Raw genomic sequence first — 23884 nt, forward strand, 5'->3', positions numbered from 1 at the left:
GGGTGGAGACGGCCCGGAGGCCGGGAACAGCTTAGAGGATGCCCTCGTCGTCGGGCTCCGCGGTCTCCTCGCCGAACCCGCGGGCCCGGGAGAGCTCGGCGCTGGTGGCGGACTCGCGGACCCGCTTGCGCAGGCTCTTGGGGCTCACGGCGCGCTCGCCGAGCGCGCCGGGGGTCCAGGCCTCCACGTCCTCGTCGCTGAAGTCCGTCTTCGACGGGCGACGCTTGAGCTCGGGGAGCACGGTGTCCGGAGCGAGCCGGCGAGCGGTGATGAGGAAGCCGGTGTGGCCGATCATCCGGTGGTCCGGCCGGACCGCGAGGCCCTCGACGTGCCAGCCGCGGACCATGGTCTCGTTCGACGACGGGTTCGTGAACAGGCCCGAGGCGCGGATCGCCTCCGCCGTCCGCGAGAGCTGCGTGACGGTGGCCACGTAGCAGAGGAGCACTCCCCCGGGCGTGAGAGCCTCGGCGGCGACGTCGAGGCACTCCCAGGGCGCGAGCATGTCGAGCACGACGCGGTCGGCCTCGCCGGACGGGACCGTGCCGGGCAGCGCCTCGACGAGGTCGCCGACGGTGACGCTCCAGTTGTCGGGCGTGTAGCCGAGGAAGGTCTCGATGTTCGCCCGTGCGACATCCGCGAACTCCTCGCGCCGCTCGAACGACGACAGCCGGCCGGTCGGACCCACCGCCCGCAGCAGCCAGAGCGAGAGCGCGCCGGAGCCGACACCGGCCTCGACCACGCGGGCGCCGGGGAAGACGTCGGCGAGGGCGAGGATCTGGGCCGCGTCCTTCGGGTACACGATCGCCGCGCCGCGGGGCATCGACATCACGAAGTCGGCGAGGAGAGGGCGCAGCGCGAGGTGCTCGACGCCGACGGTGTTGGTCACCACCGAGCCGTCGGGCAGCCCGATCACCGTGTCGTGCTCGATGCCGCCCCGGTGCGTGTGGAACACCTTGCCGGGAACGAGCGTGATGGTGTTCATCCGCCCCTTGGGTCCCGTCAGCTGGACGCGGTCTCCCGCGCGGAAGGGTCCGGAATGCTGCAGTGCCTCACCGGTCATCGGCGGGCCTCCGTCTCGGTCGTGGCCGGGCCGGAGCCGCGGTGCTCGGAGGACACCGTCGCGAGGTCCGCGACGGTGCGGCCCGCGAGAGTGGGCCAGAGGGCGTAGGGGCCAGCGGGGTCGAGCTCCAGCTGGTGCGGGACGCCGATCGACGCGGCTCCGGAGGCGACGGCCGCGCCGAGGCCCGTGAGGGAGTCCTCGATCGCGACGCAGGCGGCGATGTCGACACCGAGGGTGCTCGCGGCGAGGAGGTACGCCTCGGGGTGAGGCTTGCTGCGCTCGACCATGTCGCCGCTGACGACGGCGGCGAAGGCGGGGAACGGGATCCGGTCCACGACGGCCGCGGCCATCCGCGAGATCGACATCGTGACCAGCGCCTGCGGCACTCCCGCCTCGGACACCGCGCGCAGCAGCTCGAGCGCGCCCGGTCGCCACGGGATGCTCACGGCCAGCTGGTCGACGACCTCGTCGGTCATCCGGTCGATGATCGCGTCGACGGAGAGGTCGACGCCCTTGCCCTGCAGGATGCGGGCGGCGGCGGGCAGGCCCGAGCCGACGAGTCCCATCGCGTCCTCGTGGGTCCACACTCCGCCGAAGGAGGAGACGAGCGCGTGCTCCGACGCCATCCAGTACGGCTCGGTGTCGACGAGCGTCCCGTCCATGTCCCAGAGGACGGCGGCGGGGGCGGACGCTCCTCCGAGCGGCTCGGAGGACAGCGGCCGGGCGGAGGTCTCGGGAGTCACGAGCGACCATGGTACCGGCAGGGCCGCGCCCCTCCCCGGCCGCGGGCCGAGAGCGAACAGCGCGGCCGATCCCGCCGGACGGGACGGGCGGGGCCGGGGGCGGTCCTATCCTGGACGGAGGGACAGGCGCGGTGTGCGCTCCCCGCACATCGAGCCGAACGCGGAGATCCTGCCTATGAACGTGATCACGGGGAACGTCCTGGTCGTGGCCTTCGAGGGCTGGAACGACGCCGGGGACGCCGCCAGCGGCGCGCTGCGGCTGGTCAAGGACGCCGGGGAGTACGTGCCCCTCTTCGCCGTCGACGCCGAGCAGTACTACGACTTCCAGTACACCCGCCCCATGCTCTCGATCGGCGAGGACGGCCGCCGCAACCTCGCCTGGCCCGGCACCCAGATCTTCGGCCCGGCCGACACCTCGGTCGACGCCGAGAGCGCGCTGTACCTCATGATCGGCACCGAGCCCTCGCGCAGCTGGAAGAGCTTCGCGGCCGAGGTCGTCGACGCCATGCTCGCGATAGACATCTCCGCCGTCGTCTTCCTCGGCGCGATGCTCGCCGACGTCCCGCACACCCGGCCGATCTCCATCTTCGCCTCGAGCGAGAACGCGGAGCTGCGGAGCTCGTTCGAGCTCGAGCGCTCCAGCTACGAGGGGCCGGTCGGCATCCTCAGCGTGATCGGCGAGGCCGCACAGAAGGTCGGCATCCCCGCCGTCTCGATCTGGGCCTCCGTCCCGCACTACGTGCACAACGCGCCCTCGCCCAAGGCGATGCTGGCGCTGCTCGAGAAGCTCGAGGAGGTCGTCGGCCTGGCGATCCCCCGCGGCGACCTCGTCGAGGAGGCGGAGGAGTGGGAGCGCGGCATCGACGCCCTCGCCGCCGAGGACGAGGAGATGGCGTCGTACATCGCCCAGCTCGAGCAGGCGCGCGACACCGTCGACTCGCCCGAGGCGAGCGGCGAGGCGATCGCCCAGGAGTTCGAGCGCTACCTGCGCCGCCGCGGCGACGGCCGCTCCGGCGAGGAGCCCTGGCGCCCGTAGCCTCCGCCGGCGCCCGCTCGTCCGAGACGGTCGTCGATCACGGGACCGCTCCCGGCCGCCCTGACGGGACTCGCCCACGACGGGACTCGAGCCTGACGGGACTCGAGCCTGACGAGGTTCAGGCCGGGCGCACCCCGAGCAGGGCGTCGACCGCGTCGCGCAGGAGCGACGGGTCGTCCACGCCCTCGGTCAGTGCGGCGTCGACGACGGCGAGGGCGGCCGGAGTGCCGAGGTCGTCGGCCAGCGCCTCGCGCAGCTGCGCCAGCACCTCGAGCGCCGAGCGCGGTCCGACGGCGGCGAGGGCCGCCTCCCAGCGCGCCAGGCGCGCTTCGGCCGACGGCAGGTCCTCGGGCAGCCACTCCCAGTCGGAGCGGTAGTGGTGCGCGAGGAGCGCGAGGCGGATCGCCCGCGGGTCCGCGCCCTCGCTCCGCAGACGTGAGACCAGCACCAGGTTCCCGAGCGACTTGCTCATCTTCTCGCCCTGGTAGGCGACCATCCCGGCGTGCGCGTAGGCGCGGGCCAGAGGACGGCCGGACAGCGACGCGGCGTGGCCGGCGCTGAACTCGTGGTGCGGGAAGACCAGGTCGCTCCCGCCGCCCTGCAGGGTGAACTCGGGTCCGAGCCGGTCGAGGGCGATCACCGAGCACTCGATGTGCCAGCCCGGACGGCCGCGGCCGACCTCGGCGTCCCAGGCGGGCTCGCCGGCGCGCTCGGCCCGCCAGAGCAGCGGATCGAGGGGGTCGCGCTTGCCGGCGCGCTCCGGGTCGCCCCCGCGCAGCGCCGAGAAGCGGGCCATCGACTCCGCGTCGAGCCGGCTCTCGCTGCCCAGGTGCCAGACGGCGCTCTCGGCCGCGGCGATGTCGTAGTAGAGGTCGCTCGCGCCCTCCTCCGCCGCGTCCGGAGCAGCGACGCGGTAGGCGACGCCGTCGCGCTCCAGGCGGGCGACCGCCTCCGCGATGGGATCCACGGTCTCGGTGACTCCGACGTAGTGCTGCGGAGGCAGGACGCGCAGGGAGGCCATGTCGCCGCGGAACAGCTCGACCTGCTCCTCGGCGAGGTCGCGCCAGTCGACACCGGTGGCCGTCGCACGCTCGAGCAGCGGGTCGTCGACGTCGGTCACGTTCTGGGCGTACTCGACCGTGTAGCCCGCGTCGAGCCAGACGCGCTGGACCGTGTCGAAGGCGAGGTAGGTCGACGCGTGCCCGAGGTGGGTGGCGTCGTAGGGCGTGATGCCGCAGACGTAGAGGCTCGCGACTCCGCTGGGCGCGTCGAGCTCGACGGGGCCGGCGGTCGCGGTGTCGTGCAGGCGCGGTGCGCTCCCCCGGCCGGGCAGGGCGGGGACGTCGGCGGCGGTCCAGGCGCGCATCTAGGCGGCGATCAGGCCGGTGGCGAGCGCGACCATGAGGACGACGCCGAGGACGATGCGGTACACGACGAACGGGAGGAAGCTGCGGCGGGAGATGTAGCTCATGAAGAACGCGATCACGACGAAGCCGACCACGAACGCGACGATGGTCGCCACGAGAGTCTCGAGCCCGCCGACCTGGACCTGGTTCGGGAGCACGACCGGGTCGCTGATGCTCTTGTACAGCTGGTAGAGACCGCTGCCGAACACCGCGGGGATCGCGAGGAGGAAGGAGTAGCGCGCCGCCGCCTTGCGCTCGTAGCCGAGGAAGAGGCCCGCGGTGATGGTGCCTCCCGAGCGCGAGACGCCGGGGATCAGGGCGAGTGCCTGCGCGCCTCCGAAGATCAGGCCGTCGCGGACGCCCAGGTCGCGCAGGCGGCGCTTCTTCGCGCCGACCGCGTCGGCGATGCCGAGCAGGATGCCGAAGAGGATGAGGGTGGTGGCCACCACCCACAGGGAGCGGAGGGTCGTCTCGATCGCGTCCTGGAAGACGAGGCCGAGGACGATGATCGGAAGGCTGCCCAGGATGATGAGCCAGCCCATGCGGGCGTCCGGGTCCGAGCGCGGGATCCGGCCGACGAGGGAGCGCGCCCAGTGCGACACGATCCGCACGATGTCGCGCCAGAAGTAGATGATGACGGCGGTCTCGGTGCCCAGCTGCGTGATCGCGGTGAACGCGGCTCCGGTGTCGCGGCCGCCGAGACCGGGCAGCAGCTCGCTGACGATCCGGAGGTGGGCGCTGGAGGAGATGGGGAGGAATTCGGTCAGACCCTGGACGAGTCCCAGGATCAGCGCGTCGAGCAGGCCCATGCGTCACTTTCGAGGAGGGCTGGGGCGTCGTCGGCCAGCAGTCGGTCGGGATCGGTCGGTGCTGACCCCGTCCGCGGCGCCGTCAGGAGCTCAGCAGGAGATCGGTCAGGACCTTCCTGCCAAACACTAGTGCGTCCAGTGGAACGCGCTCGTCGACCCCGTGGAACAGCGCCGGGAAGTCCAGGGACGACGGCAGCTGGAGCGGCGCGAACCCGTATCCGGTGATGCCGAGCGTCGAGAGCGCCTTGTTGTCGGTGCCTCCGGAGAGCAGGTACGGGAGGACCTCGGCGCCCGGATCGAACCGGCGGATCGAGGCGGCCATGCTCTCGACGAGGGGGCCGGCGAAGGGCACCTCGAGTCCGATGTCGCGGTGCTGGACGAGGATCTCGACGTGCTCGCCCGCGAGGACCTTCAGCCGCTCGAGCACCGAATCCTCCTCGCCGGGGAGGACGCGCACGTCGATGGTGGCCTCCGCGGTGTCCGGGATGACGTTGGCCTTGTAGCCGGCAGACAGCATCGACGGATTGGCGGTGGTGCGCAGCGTCGCGGCGATGAAGCGCGAGGCGGTGCCGGTGGCGAGTGCCAGCTCCTCCGGAGTGCTGCGCTGGGGGTCGTGGCCGAGCAGGCGGGCGACCTCGTCGAGCAGCTCGCGCGTGGTGTCGGTGAGGCGCGTGGGCCACTCCTCGCTGCCGATGCGGGCGATCGCCTGCGCCAGCCGGGTGACGGCGTTCTCGGAGTTGATCTGCGAGCCGTGCCCCGCCGTGCCGTGCGCGCGGAGGGTCAGCCACATCAGCGCCTTCTCGCCCGTCTGCACGAGGTAGGCGCGCTTGCCGGCCAGCTCGATCGAGTAGCCGCCGACCTCGCTGATCGCCTCGGTCGCTCCGGCGAACAGCTCGGGCCGCTCACGGGCCAGGAATCCCGATCCCCGCACGCCGCCAGCCTCCTCGTCGGCGAAGAAGGCGATGACGAGGTCGCGGGAGGGGCGCCGCCCCTCGCGGAGGATGTCGCCGAGCGAGGCGAGGATCATCGCGTCCATGTTCTTCATGTCGACCGCGCCGCGGCCCCAGAGCATGCCGTCCTTGATCTCGCCGCCGAACGGGTCGACGCTCCAGTTGTCGGCGATGGCGGGCACCACGTCGAGGTGCCCGTGGACGACGAGGGCGCCGCGCTCGCGGTCCTCCCCGGCGACCCGCGCCACGACGCTCGTGCGTCCCGGGTCGGAGTCGATCAGCTCCGGCTCGAGGCCGAGGTCGCGCAGCTTCGCCGCGACGTACTCCGCGGCCGGGCGCTCCGGCTCCGCCTTCCCGTCGCCGTAGTTGCTGGTGTCGAAGCGGATGAGATCGCGCGCGATGAGCGCCGTCTCGTCGAGGGTGCTGTCGGTCACGGGCGCGCTGTCGATGCTGTCGGACATGCGGGCAACGGTACCGGCGCGGGCTCGACGGCGCGCGGAGGCCGGTGGGCCGCGAGGTGGCGTGAGAGGCTCCGGAACCGTGCTAATGTCTTCTTCGGCCGCGGAAACGCAGGTCGAAGGAAGCACTCGTCCGGGTGGCGGAAATGGCAGACGCGCTAGCTTGAGGTGCTAGTGCCCGTATAGGGCGTGGGGGTTCAAGTCCCCCCTCGGACACACTGATCGGAACCCCTCGTCTCTCCTCGGAGAGGCGGGGGGTTCCGTCGTTCCCGGCACCGTCCCCTCCTCGCGCCGGCGGGAGGGATGCTGTGGGCGGAGAGTGCAGACGCCCCGGCTCCTCACGAGGAGACGGGGCGTCTGCTGCATCGGACGGGCGCTTCTGCAGCGGACGGGCGCTCCTGCACCGCAGGGCCCTCCTGCACAGACCGTGCCTCGGCGTCAGACGCCTGCTGTCGCCGGCGACCAGCCGAGAGCCGGAGCGATCGATTCCACGACAGTGCGCAGGAGCCGCGCGTTGTACTCGACCCCGAGCTGGTTGGGAACGGTGAGCAGCAGCGTGTCCGCCTCCTGCACGGCGGCGTCCGCAGCGAGCTCGGCGGCGACGGCGTCCGGCTCGCCCGTGTAGCTGCGGCCGAATCGGGCGCGGACGCCCTCGAGGGTGGCGACCTGGTCCTGCTCGCCGCGGCCGCCGAAGTACAGCCGGTCGAGATCGGTCGTGATCGGAAGGACGCTGCGCGACACGGAGACGCGCGGGGTGCGCTCCCAGCCCGCCTCGCTCCACGCGGCGCGGTACTCGCGGATCTGGCGGGCCTGCAGCTCGTCGAAGGGCACGCCCTCCTCCTCCAGGAGCAGGGTCGACGACTGCAGGTTCATGCCCTGCTCGGCCGCCCAGCGCGCGGTCGCGAAGCTGCCGGCACCCCACCAGATCCGGTCCTCGAGGCCGGGCGAGCGCGGCTCGATCGAGAGCGGGAGCGACTGGCGCGTCATCGCAGGATCGGACTGCGCGACCGGCGCCCCGGCGAGCGCCTCCCGGAGGATGCGCACCTTCTGCCGGGCGAGGTCGGCGTCGGTCATCCCCTCCGGGGGGACGAAGCCGAACACCTCGGACCCGCGCAGGGCGGTCTCGGGCGATCCCCGGCTGACCCCGAGCTCGAGCCGGCCGTCGGAGATCAGGTCGGTGGCGGCCGCCTCCTCCGCCATGTAGAGCGGGTTCTCGTAGCGCATGTCGATGACCCCGGTGCCGATCTCGATGCGGCGGGTGCGCGCGGCGATCGCCGCCAGCAGCGGGAACGGCGAGGCGAGCTGCGGCGCGAAGTGGTGCACGCGGACGTAGGCGCCGTCGATGCCGATCTCCTCCGCCGCCTCCGCGAGCTCGATCGTCTGGAGGAGGACGTCGCGAGCCGAGCGGGTCTGAGACCCGGGGACGGACTGGTAGTGGCCGAAGGAGAGGAAGCCGATGCGCGAGACCATGCCTGCCTCAGCGCTCGGGGGTCCCCCGCTATTCCCGGAGGGTGTGCACGGCGGACGCCGAACCGCGACAGCGCTCCCGAGGAGTCCTCAATACACGTATGGTGGTCGCGTGCCCGCTGATCGGGGCGGAGAGGGGTCGTCGTGGAGCCGATGGTCGGTCACCTCGGGGCGACTCTCGGGGTCGCCATGCAGACGATCAGCGGGTCGCAGGTGCAGGCATGCGCTCTCCGTCCGCAGCGGAACCGGTCGCCCGGTCGCGTCTTCGCGTCAGTGCGCCTCGAAGTCGGCGGAGACCGAGGCGGTGACCTCGATGTCCTCCGGCTTGAGGGCCAACGGCTCCTCAGGAGAGGAGAACGCCTTGGCGCGGCTCATCATCGCCGAGCCGCCCTCGATGCGCGTGTGCGGCCGCAGTCCCGGCTCGAAGAGGGTCAGCACCCGCACCTCGGTCAGGCCGAGGGCCGCCGCATAGGCCTCGGCCCGCTCGCGCGCGTCGCGCACGGCAGCGGTGCGGACCTCGCGCTCGATGCCCGCCCGTCGCGCCGCCGTCACGTCCCAGTCGACCCCCGAGATCTGGATCCCCGGCACCTCCGAGATCGAGCCGACCCAGCGCCCGAGAGCCGCGAAGTCCCGGTACTTCACCCGGACCCCGGCGGCCGCGACATGGAACAGCTGCGTGACGTCCGAGTCCTTGATGTACCGGCGGATCGAGGAGACCGAGATCTGATCGGAGGACCACCAGGTGGCGGCGCCGGACGCCTGCTCGGCGGCCGCCTCCTCACGGACCCGCGCGTGCAGGGCGGTGACCTCGGCGAGCGCCTGGGGTCGGGATCGCGACTCGCGCCGGATCTCGAGGCGGACGGTGCCCCGCTCGGCGGGGTGGAAGTGCTGGGCGAGACCGGCGACGGTGATGGTGACCATGGCCCCATGGTGCCGTACGCACCCCGTCAGCTCCGAGCGGCGAGCATCTCCCGGATGCGGTCGGCGAGGGCCCGCTCCGTCGTCAGGTTGCTGACCAGCTGGGCTCGGTGCCCCCCGCAGGCGCCTGGGAGGGGATCTCCGGTGCTCGGGTCGACCCGGCCCAGCAGTGCCCGCTCCCCCTGGGCGATCGAGGCCTCGAGCAGGGCGAGCCGCCGCTCGAGCCGCTCGATCTCGAAGCTCTCGGGCGTGATGTCGGACTCGCGGAAGTGGCCGGCTGTGGAAGTGGGGACGCTCATCGATGATCCGTTCCGTCGGGGGCGCCCAGGAGCGGCGCCATCACCAGGAAGACACCGGAGAACGGCGATCATGACGCGAAGGCGCGAAATGCACTGAGACGTGGCGCGCCACCGGCGGTCAGGAGCGGAAGACGGCCAGGTTCTCGTTCTCCACGATGGCGAGGGTGCGGACGAGGCGGGTGTAGCGCTCGACGAGCTCGCCCTCCCCCGCGCCCTGTCCCAGCAGGGCCGAGATGCTCTCGGCAGGGAAGAGGGAGACGATCTCCATCGCGACGGCCCGCGCGTGCTCGGAGGAGAGAGTTCGCGCGTACTCCAGAGCGCGGGTCAGCTGCGGCCTCTCCTCCCCCTCCGGACTCGCCGACGGCGCCGTCGTGGCGGCATGCCCGAGGACCGCCACGAAGACGCGAGCGATCTCGTCGACCCGGAGTGCGCGGACCAGGGTCAGCAGACGCGAGGAGACGCGGGAGACGCCGCGCGCGAGGAGCTCTCCGCTGAGGGCGCGCACCTCGATCACGTCGCCGCCGCCGAACTCGCCGGAGACGCGCTTGATGCCCGAGGCGAACAGGCTCGAGCCGGCTCCGATGCTCCGCTCGGCCTCGAGGTTGATCTCGACGCGGCCGCGGCCGGTGGCCACTCCGGAGATCCAGCGCTGCTCCACGGGCGGATGCGCGTGCACGGCGCGGACGAGGGTGCCCGGGCCCGGCCCTCCCAGGGCGCCCAGGATGACCTCGGGGGTGCGCGCCCCGGCGATCCTGGTCGAGACGCCGTTGTGCGCGGCGAGCTCGGCGGCCCGCAGCTTGGAGCGGATGCCCCCTCGGCCGGTACCGCCCTTCTGCACGCCGATGCGGCGCAGCTCCGAGATGCCCAGCTCCTCGAGGTGCACGCCCTCGGCGATGCTGCCGGCGAAGACGCCGGGGACGTCGGTGAGCAGCAGCAGCAGGTCCGCGCCGAGGAGCATCGCCAATCCGCCGGCGACGCCGTCGTTGTCCGAGCCGGCGGAGTCGATCGTGTCGTTGCCGTTGACCACGGGCACGACTCCGGCGTCGAGGGCGTGGCGGATCGCCTCGGCGACGTGTGCCATCTGCCGGGGAGAGGCGAGGTCGGACTCGCCGATGAGGATCTGCGCGATCAGGGCGCCCGAGAGCTCGGCCACCGAGCGGTAGAAGCCCATCAGGACGGTCTGGCCCACCGCTGCCGCCAGGCGGGCGCTGATCGGCTCCTCCTGCGAGCGGGCGAAGAGCGCCCGACCCGAGGAGACGGCGCCGGAGGAGACCAGCACGACGTCCCAGCCCAGCGCGCGGGCGGCGAAGGCGCTCTCGAGCGCGCTGGCCAGGAGAACGGGATCCGGACCCGACTGCTTGGTGACCGAGCTGGACCCCATCTTGACCACGAGGGTCCTTCTGCGCGGCGCGGCCGGGGCGGTGGCGTCGGAGTCGGCGGGGTCGGGCAGGGCGTCGGACATGGCTCCATGCTAGAGGCGCGGTAGGAGGCCCTCCCTCGCCGAGACCCGGCGGAGAACGCCCCCGGACGGGGATGTCGGGGGCGGATGCGAGACTGCCCGGGACGTCTGGAACCTCCTTCACGGTGCCCCTTGCCGGGCGGTCACGGAGGGGTCCGAGCGGCTCGCCGGTGGATGTCGGTGGCGATTGACATACTCGAACACATGTTCGAACATGGGCAGATGAGCCCCCCTTCATCCCTCGTCTCCGCGGAGACGGCCGAGGCCGCAGAGCCCCTTCTGCGGCAGCTCGCGTCGGTGAAGGAGCTGCAGTCCCGCATCCGGGACATGCAGGCGACCACTCTCGAGACCAGGAGCCTCGCCACCCTGCCGGCCTTCTCCTCCGTGCTCCCGGGCGGCTCGCTCAAGCAGGGTGCCGCCTACTCGGTGGAGGGCTCGATGAGTCTGGCGATGGGGCTGCTGGCCGGCCCGTCCGCCGAGGGCTCGTGGTGCGGCGTGGTGGGCGTCCCGGAGTTCGGGGCCGAGGCCGCGGCCGGCATGGGGATCGACCTCGAGCGCCTGGTGCTCGTGCCCGCACCGGCCGAGCACTGGCTCACCGTCACCGCCGCTCTGGTCGATGTGCTGACCGTCGTGCTCACCCGTCCGCCCGCCTCCGTCTCCTCGACCGACGTCTCACGTCTGGGAGCACGACTGCGCCAGCGGGGTGCCGCGCTCGTGGTCCTCGGCGAGTGGCCCCAGGCCGAGGCGCGGCTCAGCATCCGCAGCAGCCGCTGGGAGGGGCTCGGCGACGGCCACGGCTACCTGCGCTCCCGGGAGGCGATGGTCGATGTGGTCGGCCGGGCCGGCACCCGGGTGCGCACGGTGCGGATGAGCATGCCCGGCGTCGAGAGCGCCTTCGGCTCCCGGGTCGAGCACGGCCGCCTGCACGAGCGGGCGGTCTGAGATGGCGAGCGCACCCGAGCTGCGGCGGACGATCCTCGTCTGGTGCCCCGACTGGCCCCTCCTTGCGGCCGCCGCCGACGCCGGCCTCGGCGCCGGGCACCCCCTGGCCCTCACGGAGAAGAGCCTGGTCTTCGCCTCCTCCCCCGCTGCTCGGGCGGAGGGGGTCCGGCGGGGCATGCGCGTGCGCGAGGCGCAGTCCCGTTGCACGGGTCTCGCCGTCCTCCCGTACGACCCGGTGCTCGACCACCGGGCGTTCGAGCCGCTCATCCAGGCGCTCGAGGAGATCACCCCGGGCGTCCAGCTGATCCGGCCCGGTCTGTGCGCGATCCGCGCCCGCGGTCCGCGCCGCTACTACGGGAGCGAGCAGAGCGCGGCCGAGGCGATCCTGCAGCGGCTGGCCGAGCTGGGTCTCCCCGACGCCCGCATCGGGATCGCCGACGGGCTCTTCGCCTCCGAGCTCGCCGCGAAGCACTCCGGCTGCCCCGTCGCCGTCGTGCCCCCAGGAGCAGCGGCAGGCTTCCTCGCTCCTCTCCCGCTCGACGCCCTCGAGACCGAGTCCGTCGCTGCCCCTGCCCGTGCTCCCCGCCGGGGGGACGACCTGGTGGCGCTCCTGCGCAGGCTCGGCGTCCGCACCCTCGGCGCCTTCGCCGCCCTCCCTCGCGAGGACGTCGCCGCCCGGTTCGGACCGGAGGGCGCCCACGCGCACCTCCTCGCCGCCGGTGCGGAGTCGGAGACGGTGGTGCCCCGGCTCCCGCCGGAGCGCCTCGACCGGGCGATGGAGTTCGAGCCCCCTCTGGACCGCATCGACCAGGCCGCCTTCGCCTTCCGCGTCCCCGCGGAGGAGTTCGTCGCCGGGCTCACCCGCGCACAGCTGGTCGCGACCGCCATCCGCATCGAGGTCGTCAGCGAGCGCGGTGAGGTCTCCTCCCGGAGCTGGCTGCACCCGAGATGGTTCACCCCGGGCGACGTGCTCGACCGGGTCCGCTGGCAGCTGCAGGGCAGCGGGGAGATCGACACCGGTCTCGGAGCGCCGATCTCGCGGCTGTGCGTCGAGCCCGAGGCGGTCGACGCGATCGGCAACCACGAGCAGGGTCTCTGGGGCACCGCTCCGGAGGAGCGCGTCCACCACGGGCTGAGCCGCGTGCAGAGCATGCTCGGGCACGAGGCCGTGATGACCGCGTCGATCGGAGGGGGTCGATCCCTCCGCGACCGCCAGCACCTGATCCCCTGGGGCGACCGGGAGCCGGGCGACGCACGGCCGAGGACCCTGCCCTGGCCCGGCTCCCTGCCGCCGCCCCTCCCGCCGACGGTCTTCGCGGAGCCCGCGGCCGTGCTGGTCCGCGGACCGAGGGGCGAACCCGTCGCCGTCGACGAGCGCGGCGCCCTCAGCTCCGTGCCCGCCTACTTCACCCCCGGGACCTCTCAGGCACGACTGGAGCCCCTCGCCGGATGGGCGGGTCCCTGGCCGATCGACGAGCGCTGGTGGGATACGAGCACCGCCGTCCGCTACGACCGCTTCCAGGTGGTCGACGCCGCCGGTGTCGCCTGGCTGCTGCTCTGCCTCGACGGGGTCTGGGCAGCAGAGGCCCGCTACGACTGAACCGGAGCATCCCTCCACCACCGCGAACGAGCACCGAAGGAGCCCCGATGGGCTGGAACAACCCGCCGATCCCCTGGTCGGAGTTCGAGCGCCGCCTCTCCAGCGGCAAGCGCGCCGACGGCACGGTCGTCCGGGGCGACGGCGGCGACAGTCCGGCCTGGTCGCACAAGCGCCCCGCCTACGTGGCAGGGGACGACGTCCGGCCGCCGGCTCATTCGGTGCCCTACGCCGAGCTGCACGCCCACTCCCACTTCAGCTTCCTCGACGGGGCGAGCAAGCCGGAGCAGCTGGTCGAGGAAGCGGTCCGGCTCGGCATCGACACTCTCGCGCTCACCGACCACGACGGCCTCTACGGCATCGTGAGGATGGCCGAGGCCGCGCAGGGGCACGCCGTCCGCACGGCCTTCGGAGCCGAGCTCTCGATCGGGCTCACCTCGCCTCAGAACGGGGTCGCCGATCCGGAGGGGACCCACCTGCTCGTCCTCGCGCGCCGCGAGGAGGGCTACCACCGCCTCGCCCGTGCGATCACCACCGCCCAGCTCGCCGGAGCCGAGAAGGGCAAGCCGAGCTACGACCTCGAGGAGCTCGCGCGCGCCGCCGACGGCCACTGGATCGTGCTGACGGGCTGCCGCAAGGGAGCGGTCCGTCAAGCGCTCGCCGCCGCAGGAGTGGCCGCGGCCGAGCAGGAGGTCCGCGAGCTCGTCCGGCTCTTCGGTCCCGCCAACGTCCTCGTGGAGCTGTACGACCACGGGGATCCCCTCGCCTCGCGCGCCAACGACCAGCTGGCGGCGATCGCCGAGAAGCTCCGGCTGCGGACGGTCGCCACCGGGAACGTGCACTACGCCCGGCCGGAGGAGCGCCCCCTCCAGACGGCCCTCGCCGCGGTCAGAGCACGCCGGAGCCTCGACGAGATGGACGGCTGGCTCCCCGCAGCGGGCGGCGCCCACCTGCGCTCCGGCGCCGAGATGGCCGAGCGCTTCGGCCGCTACCCCGGCTCCGTGGAGAACACGGTGCGCGTCGCCGACGAGATCGCCTTCGAGCTCGGCCGAGTCCGGCCCCGGCTGCCGCGCCAGGAGGTCCCCGAGGGGCACACCTCGATGAGCTGGCTGCGCGAGCTCGTGCGCGAGGCCGTGCCGGCCAAGTACCCCCGCGCCGACGCCGACGTCCTCGCGCGCCTCGAGAAGGAGCTCGCGGTGATCGAGCAGAAGGACTTCCCGGGCTACTTCCTGATCGTCCACGACATCGTCCACTACGCCAAGCGGAACGGCATCCTCTGCCAGGGACGCGGCTCGGCCGCCAACTCGGCGGTCTGCTACGTCCTGGGCATCACGGCGGTCGACTCGATCTTCTACGACCTGCCGTTCGAGCGGTTCCTCTCCAGCATCCGCGACGAGGAGCCCGACATCGACGTCGACTTCGACTCGGAGCGGCGCGAGGAGGTGATCCAGTACGTCTACCGGAAGTACGGACGTCTGAACGCGGCCCAGGTCGCCAACGTCATCACCTACCGGCCCAAGTTCGCCGTGCGCGACATGGCCAAGGCCCTCGGATACAGCGCCGGGCAGCAGGACGGCTGGTCGAAGCAGGTCGAGCGGTGGGGGTCCGTCACCGAGAGCACCGACCACGACATCCCCGAGGACGTGGTCGCCCTGACCACCCGGGTGCTGGGCACGCCCCGGCACCTGGGCATCCACTCCGGCGGCATGGTGCTGACCGACCGGCCCGTGGGCGAGGTCTGCCCGATCGAGCCCGCTCGGATGGAGGACCGCACCGTCCTGCAGTGGGACAAGGACGACTGCGCCTGGATGGGCCTGGTCAAGTTCGACCTCCTCGGGCTCGGGATGCTCGCCGCCCTGCAGTACACGTTCGACCTCGTCGCCGAGCACGTCGGCGAGAAGTGGGACCTCTCCACCCTCCCCCGGGAGGAGAAGGGCGTCTACGACCAGCTCTGCCGCGCCGATTCCATCGGGGTGTTCCAGGTCGAGAGCAGGGCGCAGATGGGCACCCTCCCCCGGCTGCAGCCTCGCCGCTTCTACGATCTGGTGATCGAGGTCGCGCTCATCCGCCCCGGCCCCATCCAGGGCGGTGCGGTCCACCCCTACATCCGCCGCAAGCTCGGCGAGGAGCCGGTGACGTACCAGCACCCCCTCCTCGTGACGCCGCTCAAGCGCACCCTCGGCGTGCCGCTCTTCCAGGAGCAGCTCATGCAGGTGGCCGTGGCCGTCGGCGACTGCAACGCGGAGGACGCCGACCTGCTGCGCCGGGCGATGGGGTCCAAGCGCGGGACCGAGAAGATCGAGACCCTCCGCGAGCGGCTCTATCAGGGGATGGCCCGCAACGACATCACAGGCGAGGTCGCGGACGACATCTACCTCCGGATCCAGGCCTTCGCGAACTTCGGCTTCGCCGAGAGCCATGCGATCAGCTTCGCCCTGCTGGTCTACGCGAGCGCCTGGCTCCGCCTGCACTACCCCGCTGCGTTCACCGCCGCGCTGCTGCGGGCGCAGCCCATGGGCTTCTACGCCCCGCACACCCTGGTCGCCGATGCCCGGCGTCACGGAGTGGAGGTCGTCTCGCCCGACGTCAACCGCTCGCTGGCGCCTCCCGGGCTCGAGGCGAAGGAGGACACCCCCGCACGCCGGAGGGGCGGTGCCGCCTACGGGAGCGACGACTGCCTCCGCGCCGATCAGCCGCCCACGGGGCTGTTCGACCGCACCGAGCACTTCCACACGGACGACCACAGGCGCGACAGCGGCTTCGTGATCCGGCTCGGGCTGGCCGGGGTGAAGGGCATCGGCACCTCGCTCGCCGAGCACATCGTCGCCGAGCGCGAGCGCGGCGGACCCTACGCGAGCATGGCCGACCTCTCGCGTCGGGTCGGCACGACCGCGGCTCAGCTGGAGGCCCTCGGTGCCGCGGGCGCCTTCGACACGCTCGGTCTGCAGCGCCGGCAGGCGCTCTGGGAGGCCGGCACCGCCGCAGGCGACCGCGAGGAGTTCCTCGCCGGTTCCACGGTCGTCGTGCAGCCCCCGCTCCTGCCGATGCTCTCCCCTCAGGAGCGCGTGGTCTTCGACTTCTGGGCCACCGGCATCTCGCCCGACGACCATCCGCTGCGCCACCTCCGCGAGGGACTCGCTCGCCGCGGCGCCCGCTCCTCGGCCGATCTCCCCGCCATCCCCTCGGGGACCCGGATCGAGGTCGGCGGGGTCGTGATCCACCGCCAACGTCCCTCCACAGCCGGTGGAGTGACCTTCCTCAACCTCGAGGACGAGCACGGGATCCTCAACGTGATCTGCTCCGTCGGAGTATGGAACCGCTACCGCCGCGTGGCCCGCGAGGCACCCGCCCTGCTGGTCAGGGGGATCCTCGAGCGCTCCGACGAGGGGGTGACGAACCTCCTCGCCGACAGGTTCGAGACCCTCACGGTCGGCGCTCGCACCACCTCCCGCAACTTCCGATGACCCCTCAGCGGCACCGCCCGCTCGCCCCATGAGAAAGCGACACCATGACCACTCTCGACCACGCCGCTCCCGCTCCGCACCTCGATGCGCCGCTCCTGAACGACCGCGAGCTGCGCGAGCGCGTCTCCTCGCTGATCGGACCGGCCTACCGCCGGGCGCTGTGGCCGATCTTCCTCGACCGCGACGGCGTGCAGCTGCCGATCCTCTACCCGGTGGACGGGCTCCCCGTGCACCCCGACGAGGAGAAGACCGAGCGGATCGTCGCCACCCTCGCCAAGGCCGTGGCGCACCAGGACGTGGGCTCGCTCGCCTTCGCCCTCGAACGTCCCGGGCGCGCCTTCCTCGGCGAGACCGATCGGGTCCTCGCCCGTCACCTGGCGGCGGCGTGCCACAAGCGGGCCATCCCCCTCCGCGCGCTCCTGCTCGTTCACGACGAGGGAGTGCGGGTCGTGACCGCGACGGAGTACGCCGCGGTCACGCTCTGAGCGCTCGGGCCCGAGGCGACCGTTCAGGACAGCGGCGGCCGGCCACCTGATCAGCCGGCCGCCACGGAGCTCAGGCGCTCAGGCGCTCAGCGTCACCAGCAGCGAGGAGGCGCCGAGATCCACCTCGGTGTCCCCGGGCTGCACCGCGTACTCCCCGACGCCGAGCAGCGTCTCCGCCACCTCCGGCAGGGCGATGCGGGCGGCGGACTCGCCGACGTTGATCGCCACGGTCACCCGACCGCGGCCGAGAGTCAGCCAGCGGGCATCCTCGTCGAACTCCACGCGGAGCGACCCGAAGCGCGGGTCCGTCAGCTCGGGGTAGCGGCGGCGGATCGCCGCCAGCTCGCGGTACACCTCGAGGGTGCGGGCGTGACGCCCCTCCCCGACCTCGGACCAGTCGAGCCGCGAGCGCAGGAACGTCTCCGGGTCCTGCGGGTCGGGCACGACCTCCGGATCCCAGCCCATCTTCGCGAACTCCTCGATGCGGCCCTTCGCCGTCGCCTCGCCCAGATCCTTCTCCGGGTGCGAGGTGAAGAACTGCCACGGGGTCGACGCCGCCCACTCCTCGCCCATGAACAGCATGGGAGTGAAAGGGCCCAGCAGCGTCAGAGCAGCGGCGATCGCGAGACGGCCCTCGTCGAGGGACGCCGTCAGACGGTCGCCGACCGCCCGGTTGCCGATCTGGTCGTGGTTCTGGCTGCAGACCACCAGGCGCCAGGTCGGCATGTGCTCGGTGTCCACCGGACGGCCGTGGTGACGGCCGCGGAACGTCGAGAGGGTGCCGTCGTGGAAGAAGCCCCGGGTCAGCACCTTCGCGAGGGCGCCGAGCGGCGCGAAGTCCTCGTAGTAGCCCGTGGTCTCCCCGGTCAGCGCGACGTGGACCGCGTGGTGGAAGTCGTCGCTCCACTGCGCGTCGAGCCCGTAGCCGTGCGCCTCCCGCGGAGTGATCAGCGTCGGGTCGTTGAGGTCGGACTCGGCGATCAGCGTCAGAGGGCGCCCGACGTGGGCCGACAGCACGGCCACCTCGCTCGCCATCTCCTCGAGCACGTGCACGGCCCGCTCGTCCGAGAGGGCGTGCACCGCGTCCAGGCGCAGGGCGTCGACGTGGTAGTCGCGCAGCCACATCAGAGCGTTGTCGATGATGTACCCGCGGACGGTGTCCGAACCCTCGCCGTCGAGGTTGATCGAGCTGCCCCAGGTGTTGGCCTTCTCGTTCTTGAGGTACGGGCCGAACTCCGGCAGGTAGTTGCCGCTCGGGCCGAGGTGGTTGTAGACGACGTCCTGGACCACGCCGAGGCCGGCACGGTGGGCGGCGTCCACGAAGCGCTGGTACGCCTCGGGTCCGCCGTACGGCTCGTGCACGGCGTACCAGAGGACGCCGTCGTAGCCCCAGTTGTGCGTTCCGTTCACCGCGTTGACCGGCAGCAGCTCGATGAAGTCCACGCCGATCGAGCGCAGGTGCTCGAATCGCTCCGCCGCCGCGTCCAGGGTGCCCTCGGGTGTGAACGTGCCGAGGTGCAGCTCGTAGATGACGGCGCCGGCGAGCTCGCGCCCGGTCCAGGCGGAGTCGCCCCACTCGTGCGCCGAGGGGTCGAACGTGCGCGAGAGCTCGTGCACGCCCTTCGGCTGGCGGCGCGAGCGGGGGTCCGGCAGCGGACCACTGCCGTCCACCCGGTACCCGTAGTCGACCTCGCCGGTGGCCGGGGCCGACGCGGGCGCCCGCCACCATCCGTCGTCTCCGTGGCGGGTCATCGTCAGCGACGAGTCGTCGCCGAGAAGGAGCTCGACCGTCGAGGCCTCGGGGGCCCAGACGTCGAACCGCTCGGGCCCGGTCGTCGGGAGTGCGTAGCGGTAGGGAGTCGTGCTGATCACTGCTGTCTCCAGGAGGGGTCGGATCGGTCTGCGGTGCGGTGCGGAACCGGTCAGGAGACCGGGGCGAGCAGTGCCACGGGGTAGTCGGCGAGGATCTCGGCGACCGGAGTCACTCCTCCCGCGAAGGTGCGGCCGGTGAGGACGTCCTCCATCGGGTGCCCGGGCAGGACCACGACCGTGCCGTTCCACCCGCCCGAAGCGGCAAGGCCCTCGGGGAGCCTGGTCGCGACGGTCAGCGCGCCGCCGCGGTCGAAAGCGATCGCGTGCTCGGCGGCGGGCCCGATCGCGGGGACGGCGGCGTAGCGGGTGAACAGCTCGGGGCGGTCGCGGCGGAGCCGGAGGGCGCGTGAGGTGACGAGGAGCTTCGCGGCTCCCTCGGCGTCGATCGCGGGCTTCCAGCCGCCGTCGATCCGCTCCAGCAGCGCTCGACGCTGCCCGAAGTCGACCTCGCGGCGGTTGTCCGGGTCGACGAGGGAGGTCTCCCAGAGCTCGCTGCCCTGGTAGACGTCCGGGATGCCCGGGGCGGTGATCTGCACGAGCTTCGCGGCGAGGCCGTTCGACCAGCCGGCGGCAGACACCCGCTCGACGGTCTGCTCGACCAGCCGGCGGACGGCGGGCTCGTCGAACGCCGCGTCGATCGCCGCGTGCATCCGCTTCTCGAACTGCTCGTCAGGAGCGGTCCAGTGCGTCGAGTCGTCGGCCTCGCGCGACGCCTTCTCGGCGTAGGCGTGCAGGCGCTCGCGGCTCGCGGGCCAGGTCCCCACGACGGCCTCCCAGAGCAGGTGCTCGATCGGGCCGTCGCCGAAGCCGACGAGGTCGTGGAGCTCGCGGAGAGTCGCCGCCCACGCCTCCGGGTCCTCGGCCAGTGCGGTGATGCGGGCACGGGTGTCCTCGCCGCGCTTCGTGTCGTGGGTCGAGAGCGTGGTGAGCGAGGCGGGGAACGAGGCCTGGCGCACGGCCTGGCGGCGGTGGAACTCGACCAGGTCGATCGCGAACTCGTCCGGGTCCGCTCCGACCTCGTTCAGCGAGGTGAGGCGGCTGAAGCGGTAGAACGCCGTGTCCTCGACGCCCTTCGCCATCACCATGCCGGAGGTCTGCTGGAAGCGCACGGACACCGGCGTGCCGGTCTCGCCGAGCGCCGCGGCGACCTCGTCGATGGTCGCGCGGATCTCTGGGCGGCGGCGCACGGCGTCGACGCGGGCGTGCTCGAGGTGCTCCGCTCCGTACGGGAGGTAGCTGCGGTAGACCGGGTAGGTCGCCAGGAGCTCCGCCAGCGCGTCGTCCGCCCCCTCGATGCCGGGGATCAGGCGGGCCAGCCGCAGGACCTCGGAGCGGAGGATGCCGTCGGCGATGCCGCGCTTGGTGTCGTGGATGAGGTCGGCCCACTGCAGCGGGGCGCCCTTCCCCGTGAGCTCGGCGTCGAGGCCCTCCAGCACGGGGCGGGCGTCGGGGTCGACCAGGATGCGGTCGACGTCGGCCAGGGCGTCGTAGCCCGTGGTGCCGACGGTCGCCCAGTGCGGCGGGAGCTCCTCGTCGCCCTCGAGGATCTTCTCGACCCAGATCGGCGCGCCGCCGATCGCGCGGGCCAGGTCGTCGAGGTATCCGCCCGGGTCGGCCAGGCCGTCCGGGTGGTCGACGCGCAGGCCGTCTGCGAGCCCCTCGGTGAACCAGCGGACGATCTCAGAGTGCGAGGCGTCGAACACCTCGGGCCGCTCGACCGTGATGGCGGCGAGGGTGTTCACCGCGAAGAAGCGGCGGTAGTTCAGCTCGGCATCGGCGCGGCGCCAGTTCACGAGCTCGTAGCTCTGGCGCTCGTGCACCGTGCGGCCGGAGTCGCCGGGCTCGGCGGTGCCGGGCGCGATCGGCAGGCGGTTCTCGTAGTAGTGCAGCTCGTCGCCGACGACCTCGAGCGCGTCGAGCTCGCTGTCGCTGTCTCCCTCGCTCGCACCGTCGCCGAGGATAGGCACGCGCAGCTTCCCGCCCCCCGCCTCCCAGTCGATGTCGAAGGCGGTGGCGTAGCGGGAGGACTTCCCGTTCCTCAGCAGGTCCCACCACCACGAGTTCTCGCTCGGGGTCGCGACGCCCATGTGGTTGGGGACGATGTCGATGAGGACGCCGAGGCCCTCCGCCCGCGCCGCGGCCGAGGCGTTCGCCAGGCCGGCCGCGCCACCGCGGTCGGGATCGACCTCGGTGTGGTCCACCACGTCGTAGCCGTGGTCCGAGCCGGGCTCGGCCTTCAGCAGCGGCGAGAAGTACAGCCAGTCCGCTCCGAGCGCGCGCACGTAGTCGGCGACGCGGGCGGCGTCGTCGAGGTCGAACGCCGACCGGATCTGGAGGCGGTAGGTGGAGGCGGGCAGACGCACGTCAGGCTCCTGTCGAGGGTGCGGTCGCGGAGTCGGTCGACTCGGCGTGGGGGCTGGTGGGTCCGGTCGAGGAGACGATCGGGATGGCCGAGGTGGCGGCCAGGGACGCGAGCGAGGCGGCGACCGAGTGGTCGACCTCGGGCTCGGGGGTGCTGTGCTCCTGGAGGATGACGAGCGACTTCGCCTGGACGGTGAGCATCGCCCCCGCCGGACGCGGGATCGAGTCCGCCTCGGCACCGGCGGTGTCGACGAGGACGCTCCACTCGAGCGCGTACTCGTCGCTCGGGATCGCGAACTCGACGTCGACGTCGTCGGCGTTGAAGTACAGGAGGAAGCTGTCGTCGGTGACGGGGCGTCCGCGCTGGTCGCGCTCGCGGATCCCGTTGCCGTTGAGGTAGATGCCCACCGATCGGCCGAGACCGGAGTCCCAGTCGGACGGGGACATCTCGGTGCCGGCGGCGGTGAACCAGACGATGTCGGGCAGGGGCTCGCCGTCGCCGCGCAGGACGGGGCGGCCGTCGAAGAAGCGCATGCGTCGGAAGGTCGGGTGCTCGGCGCGCAGGCGGATGAGCGCCGCGGTGAACTCGAGCAGCGGCCGGTCGGCGTGCGCCCAGTCGATCCAGGTCAGCTCGCTGTCCTGGGCGTAGGTGTTGTTGTTGCCGTTCTGGGTCCGGCCCAGCTCGTCGCCGTGGAGGATCATCGGGACGCCCTGGGAGATCAGCATCGTCGCGAGGAAGTTCCGCTGCTGGCGTGCCCGGAGCGCGAGCACCCGCGGGTCGTCCGTGGGCCCCTCCACGCCGTGGTTCCAGGAGCGGTTGTGCGACTCCCCGTCGTTGCCGTCCTCGCCGTTGGCGTCGTTGTGCTTCTCGTTGTACGAGACCAGGTCCCGGAGGGTGAAGCCGTCGTGCGCCGTGACGAAGTTGATCGAGGCGACCGGGTAGCGGCCCGAGTGCGCGTAGAGGTCGGCCGAGCCGGTGAGGCGCGAGGCGAACTCCCCCAGCGTCGACGGCTCGCCGCGCCAGAAGTCGCGGACCGTGTCGCGGTACTTGCCGTTCCACTCCGTCCACTGGGGCGGGAAGTTTCCCACCTGGTAGCCGCCGGGCCCGACGTCCCACGGCTCGGCGATCAGCTTCACCTGCGAGACCACCGGGTCCTGCTGGACGAGCTCGAAGAAGGTGGAGAGCCGGTCGACGTCGTAGAACTCGCGTGCCAGCGCCGAGGCGAGGTCGAAGCGGAAGCCGTCGACGCGCATCTCCGTCACCCAGTAGCGCAGCGAGTCCATGATCAGCTGGAGCGAGTGCGGGTGTCGCACGTTCAGGGTGTTCCCGGTGCCGGTGTAGTCCATGTAGTAGCGCTTGTCGTCGTCGACGAGGCGGTAGTACGCCTCGTTGTCGATGCCGCGGAACGACAGGGTGGGGCCGAGGTGGTTGCCCTCCGCCGTGTGGTTGTAGACCACGTCGAGGATGACCTCGATGCCGGCCGCGTGGAGCGCCTTCACCATGCTCTTAAACTCCTGGACCTGCTGGCCCTGGTCGCCCGTGGAGGAGTAGGTGTTCTGCGGAGCGAAGAAGCCGATCGTGTTGTAGCCCCAGTAGTTCGAGAGGCCCTTGTCCATCAGCGTGGAGTCGTTCACGAACTGGTGCACGGGCATGAGCTCGATCGCCGAGACGCCCAGGTGCTTGAGGTGGTCGATCACCGCGGGGTGGGCGACTCCGGCGTAGGTGCCGCGGAGCTCCTCCGGCACGTCGGGGTGCGTCTTGGTTAGCCCCTTCACGTGCGCCTCGTAGATCACGGTGCTGTCGTAGGAGGTGCGCGGGCGGCGGTCACCGGCCCAGTCGAAGAAGGGGTTGATGACGACGCCCATCATCATGTGCGGCGCCGAGTCCTCGTCGTTCGTCGAGTCCGGGTCGCCGAAGGTGTACGAGAAGAGGGACTGGTCCCAGTCGATCTCCCCCGAGATCGCCTTCGCGTAGGGGTCCAGCAGCAGCTTGTTCGGGTTGCAGCGGTGGCCGGCATCGGGGTCGTACGGTCCGTGGATGCGGAAGCCGTAGCGCTGGCCCGGCTGGACCTGCGGGAGGTAGCAGTGCCAGACGTAGGCGTCCGACTCCTGGATCTCGACGCGCGTCTCGGTGCCGTCCTCCTCGAAGAGGCACAGCTCGACGCGCTCGGCGATCTCGCTGAACAGGGCGAAGTTCGTGCCGCTTCCGTCGAACGTCGCGCCCAACGGGTAGGCGGTTCCGGGCCAGGTCTCCACGAGACTCCTCAGGGGATTGTTCTCGGGCAGTCCGGGAGACGCCGATGTGCGGTCTGCGGATGCCCGACGTCGGGGGTGATGGTCCGTCACTTCCGCGACGGACCGACTGCTCAGCTTAGCGAGCGTGTCTCGAGCATTCCCCTGACGGTCAGCGCTCATCGCGCGGTCCTCCTCCGGTGGTCACGACCGGCGGCCGGAACCGCCGTCCGGTTCGTCCTGCGGGCGCGTGAGCGGGCAGGTCGTTCCGGTGGGTCACGCTCGAACAGTACGGTCGCGCCCGGTCCGCCGGGGAGGGCTGGCGC

The 23884-nt window shown here is 72.1% G+C and carries 17 protein-coding genes and 1 tRNA gene; 6 read left to right on the forward strand and 12 right to left on the reverse strand.

Annotation, left to right across the window (positions count from 1 at the left end; all coding sequences use genetic code 11):
- Window positions 1-31: 31 nt before the first annotated feature.
- The gene (locus C5C57_RS09905; RefSeq protein WP_104222012.1) at window positions 32-1060 is read right to left on the reverse strand and encodes a tRNA (adenine-N1)-methyltransferase; all 1029 of its coding nucleotides are present in this window, start codon (window positions 1058-1060) and stop codon (window positions 32-34) included.
- On the reverse strand, window positions 1057-1803 hold the full coding sequence (locus C5C57_RS09910; RefSeq protein WP_258059236.1) for an HAD family phosphatase: 747 nt from the start codon (window positions 1801-1803) through the stop codon (window positions 1057-1059). Before C5C57_RS09910 ends, C5C57_RS09905 begins: the two co-directional genes overlap by 4 nt.
- A gap of 175 nt (window positions 1804-1978) precedes the next feature.
- On the opposite strand from C5C57_RS09910, the gene C5C57_RS09915 reads away from it, so the two are divergent.
- Window positions 1979-2839: a proteasome assembly chaperone family protein gene (locus C5C57_RS09915; protein ID WP_104246850.1), complete on the forward strand. Its 861-nt coding sequence runs from the start codon at window positions 1979-1981 to the stop codon at window positions 2837-2839.
- A 118-nt stretch (window positions 2840-2957) separates the two neighbouring features.
- Here C5C57_RS09915 and mshC read toward each other — a convergent pair whose 3' ends face one another.
- The 3 genes from mshC to C5C57_RS09930 form a co-directional block, all read right to left on the reverse strand.
- Window positions 2958-4205, reverse strand: a complete 1248-nt coding sequence (gene mshC / locus C5C57_RS09920; RefSeq protein WP_104246821.1) for a cysteine--1-D-myo-inosityl 2-amino-2-deoxy-alpha-D-glucopyranoside ligase — start codon at window positions 4203-4205, stop codon at window positions 2958-2960.
- On the reverse strand, window positions 4206-5054 hold the full coding sequence (locus C5C57_RS09925; RefSeq protein WP_104222008.1) for an undecaprenyl-diphosphate phosphatase: 849 nt from the start codon (window positions 5052-5054) through the stop codon (window positions 4206-4208).
- An 82-nt stretch (window positions 5055-5136) separates the two neighbouring features.
- Complete coding sequence (locus tag C5C57_RS09930) at window positions 5137-6465, reverse strand: M20/M25/M40 family metallo-hydrolase (protein ID WP_181027105.1); 1329 nt, start codon at window positions 6463-6465, stop codon at window positions 5137-5139.
- 128 nt (window positions 6466-6593) lie between these two features.
- On the opposite strand from C5C57_RS09930, the gene C5C57_RS09935 reads away from it, so the two are divergent.
- A tRNA-Leu gene (locus C5C57_RS09935) sits at window positions 6594-6678 on the forward strand.
- A 222-nt stretch (window positions 6679-6900) separates the two neighbouring features.
- Here the strand turns inward: C5C57_RS09935 and C5C57_RS09940 are convergent.
- The 4 genes from C5C57_RS09940 to proB all read right to left on the reverse strand — a co-directional run bounded on the left by C5C57_RS09940 (window position 6901) and on the right by proB (window position 10608).
- Window positions 6901-7932, reverse strand: a complete 1032-nt coding sequence (locus tag C5C57_RS09940; RefSeq protein WP_104246820.1) for an LLM class flavin-dependent oxidoreductase — start codon at window positions 7930-7932, stop codon at window positions 6901-6903.
- A gap of 267 nt (window positions 7933-8199) precedes the next feature.
- Window positions 8200-8850 carry an SIMPL domain-containing protein gene (locus C5C57_RS09945; protein WP_104225267.1) on the reverse strand — a complete coding sequence of 217 codons (651 nt, stop codon included), beginning with the start codon at window positions 8848-8850 and terminating at the stop codon, window positions 8200-8202.
- A gap of 26 nt (window positions 8851-8876) precedes the next feature.
- Window positions 8877-9146, reverse strand: coding sequence for a hypothetical protein (locus tag C5C57_RS09950; RefSeq protein WP_104222002.1), 270 nt, complete (start codon window positions 9144-9146; stop codon window positions 8877-8879).
- Window positions 9147-9264: 118 nt separating this feature from the next.
- A complete protein-coding gene (gene proB / locus C5C57_RS09955) occupies window positions 9265-10608 on the reverse strand; it encodes a glutamate 5-kinase (RefSeq protein ID WP_104222000.1) in 1344 nt (447 codons plus the stop codon).
- Between the two features lie 219 nt (window positions 10609-10827).
- Between proB and C5C57_RS09960 the strand changes: the two genes are divergently transcribed.
- Genes C5C57_RS09960 through C5C57_RS09975 form a run of 4 tightly spaced genes read left to right on the forward strand, consistent with a single transcriptional unit; the run spans window position 10828 to window position 17093 of the window.
- Complete coding sequence (locus tag C5C57_RS09960) at window positions 10828-11547, forward strand: hypothetical protein (RefSeq protein ID WP_104246819.1); 720 nt, start codon at window positions 10828-10830, stop codon at window positions 11545-11547.
- A 1-nt stretch (window position 11548) separates the two neighbouring features.
- Window positions 11549-13147 (forward strand): DNA polymerase Y family protein, encoded by a 1599-nt coding sequence (locus C5C57_RS09965; protein WP_104246818.1) that lies wholly within the window; start codon window positions 11549-11551, stop codon window positions 13145-13147.
- 47 nt (window positions 13148-13194) lie between these two features.
- Window positions 13195-16608, forward strand: a complete 3414-nt coding sequence (locus tag C5C57_RS09970; RefSeq protein ID WP_104246817.1) for an error-prone DNA polymerase — start codon at window positions 13195-13197, stop codon at window positions 16606-16608.
- 44 nt (window positions 16609-16652) lie between these two features.
- Window positions 16653-17093 carry a hypothetical protein gene (locus C5C57_RS09975; protein ID WP_104221992.1) on the forward strand — a complete coding sequence of 147 codons (441 nt, stop codon included), beginning with the start codon at window positions 16653-16655 and terminating at the stop codon, window positions 17091-17093.
- A gap of 78 nt (window positions 17094-17171) precedes the next feature.
- Here the strand turns inward: C5C57_RS09975 and treZ are convergent, their stop codons facing one another.
- From treZ to glgX, 3 genes are read right to left on the reverse strand one after another with little or no spacing between them, the layout of a single operon-like run.
- On the reverse strand, window positions 17172-18965 hold the full coding sequence (treZ, locus tag C5C57_RS09980; protein WP_258066371.1) for a malto-oligosyltrehalose trehalohydrolase: 1794 nt from the start codon (window positions 18963-18965) through the stop codon (window positions 17172-17174).
- A gap of 50 nt (window positions 18966-19015) precedes the next feature.
- The gene (gene treY, locus C5C57_RS09985; protein ID WP_104246816.1) at window positions 19016-21328 is read right to left on the reverse strand and encodes a malto-oligosyltrehalose synthase; all 2313 of its coding nucleotides are present in this window, start codon (window positions 21326-21328) and stop codon (window positions 19016-19018) included.
- A gap of 1 nt (window position 21329) precedes the next feature.
- Window positions 21330-23582, reverse strand: coding sequence for a glycogen debranching protein GlgX (gene glgX, locus C5C57_RS09990; protein WP_104237465.1), 2253 nt, complete (start codon window positions 23580-23582; stop codon window positions 21330-21332).
- Window positions 23583-23884 lie beyond the last annotated feature (302 nt).

It is taken from the genome of Rathayibacter sp. AY1C5, assembly GCF_002931705.1.
GTDB lineage: Bacteria > Actinomycetota > Actinomycetes > Actinomycetales > Microbacteriaceae > Rathayibacter.

Bases quoted from the DNA above. Each gene is read 5' to 3' on its own strand.
- C5C57_RS09965 (WP_104246818.1), top strand. From the start codon at position 11,549: ATGGCGAGCGCACCCGAGCTGCGGCGGACGATCCTCGTCTGGTGCCCC.
- C5C57_RS09950 (WP_104222002.1), bottom strand. From the start codon at position 9,146: ATGAGCGTCCCCACTTCCACAGCCGGCCACTTCCGCGAGTCCGACATC.
- C5C57_RS09905 (WP_104222012.1), bottom strand. From the start codon at position 1,060: ATGACCGGTGAGGCACTGCAGCATTCCGGACCCTTCCGCGCGGGAGAC.
- C5C57_RS09945 (WP_104225267.1), bottom strand. From the start codon at position 8,850: ATGGTCACCATCACCGTCGCCGGTCTCGCCCAGCACTTCCACCCCGCC.
- C5C57_RS09925 (WP_104222008.1), bottom strand. From the start codon at position 5,054: ATGGGCCTGCTCGACGCGCTGATCCTGGGACTCGTCCAGGGTCTGACC.
- C5C57_RS09975 (WP_104221992.1), top strand. From the start codon at position 16,653: ATGACCACTCTCGACCACGCCGCTCCCGCTCCGCACCTCGATGCGCCG.
- proB (WP_104222000.1), bottom strand. From the start codon at position 10,608: ATGTCCGACGCCCTGCCCGACCCCGCCGACTCCGACGCCACCGCCCCG.
- C5C57_RS09915 (WP_104246850.1), top strand. From the start codon at position 1,979: ATGAACGTGATCACGGGGAACGTCCTGGTCGTGGCCTTCGAGGGCTGG.
- C5C57_RS09970 (WP_104246817.1), top strand. From the start codon at position 13,195: ATGGGCTGGAACAACCCGCCGATCCCCTGGTCGGAGTTCGAGCGCCGC.
- C5C57_RS09930 (WP_181027105.1), bottom strand. From the start codon at position 6,465: ATGTCCGACAGCATCGACAGCGCGCCCGTGACCGACAGCACCCTCGAC.
- mshC (WP_104246821.1), bottom strand. From the start codon at position 4,205: ATGCGCGCCTGGACCGCCGCCGACGTCCCCGCCCTGCCCGGCCGGGGG.
- C5C57_RS09960 (WP_104246819.1), top strand. From the start codon at position 10,828: ATGAGCCCCCCTTCATCCCTCGTCTCCGCGGAGACGGCCGAGGCCGCA.
- C5C57_RS09940 (WP_104246820.1), bottom strand. From the start codon at position 7,932: ATGGTCTCGCGCATCGGCTTCCTCTCCTTCGGCCACTACCAGTCCGTC.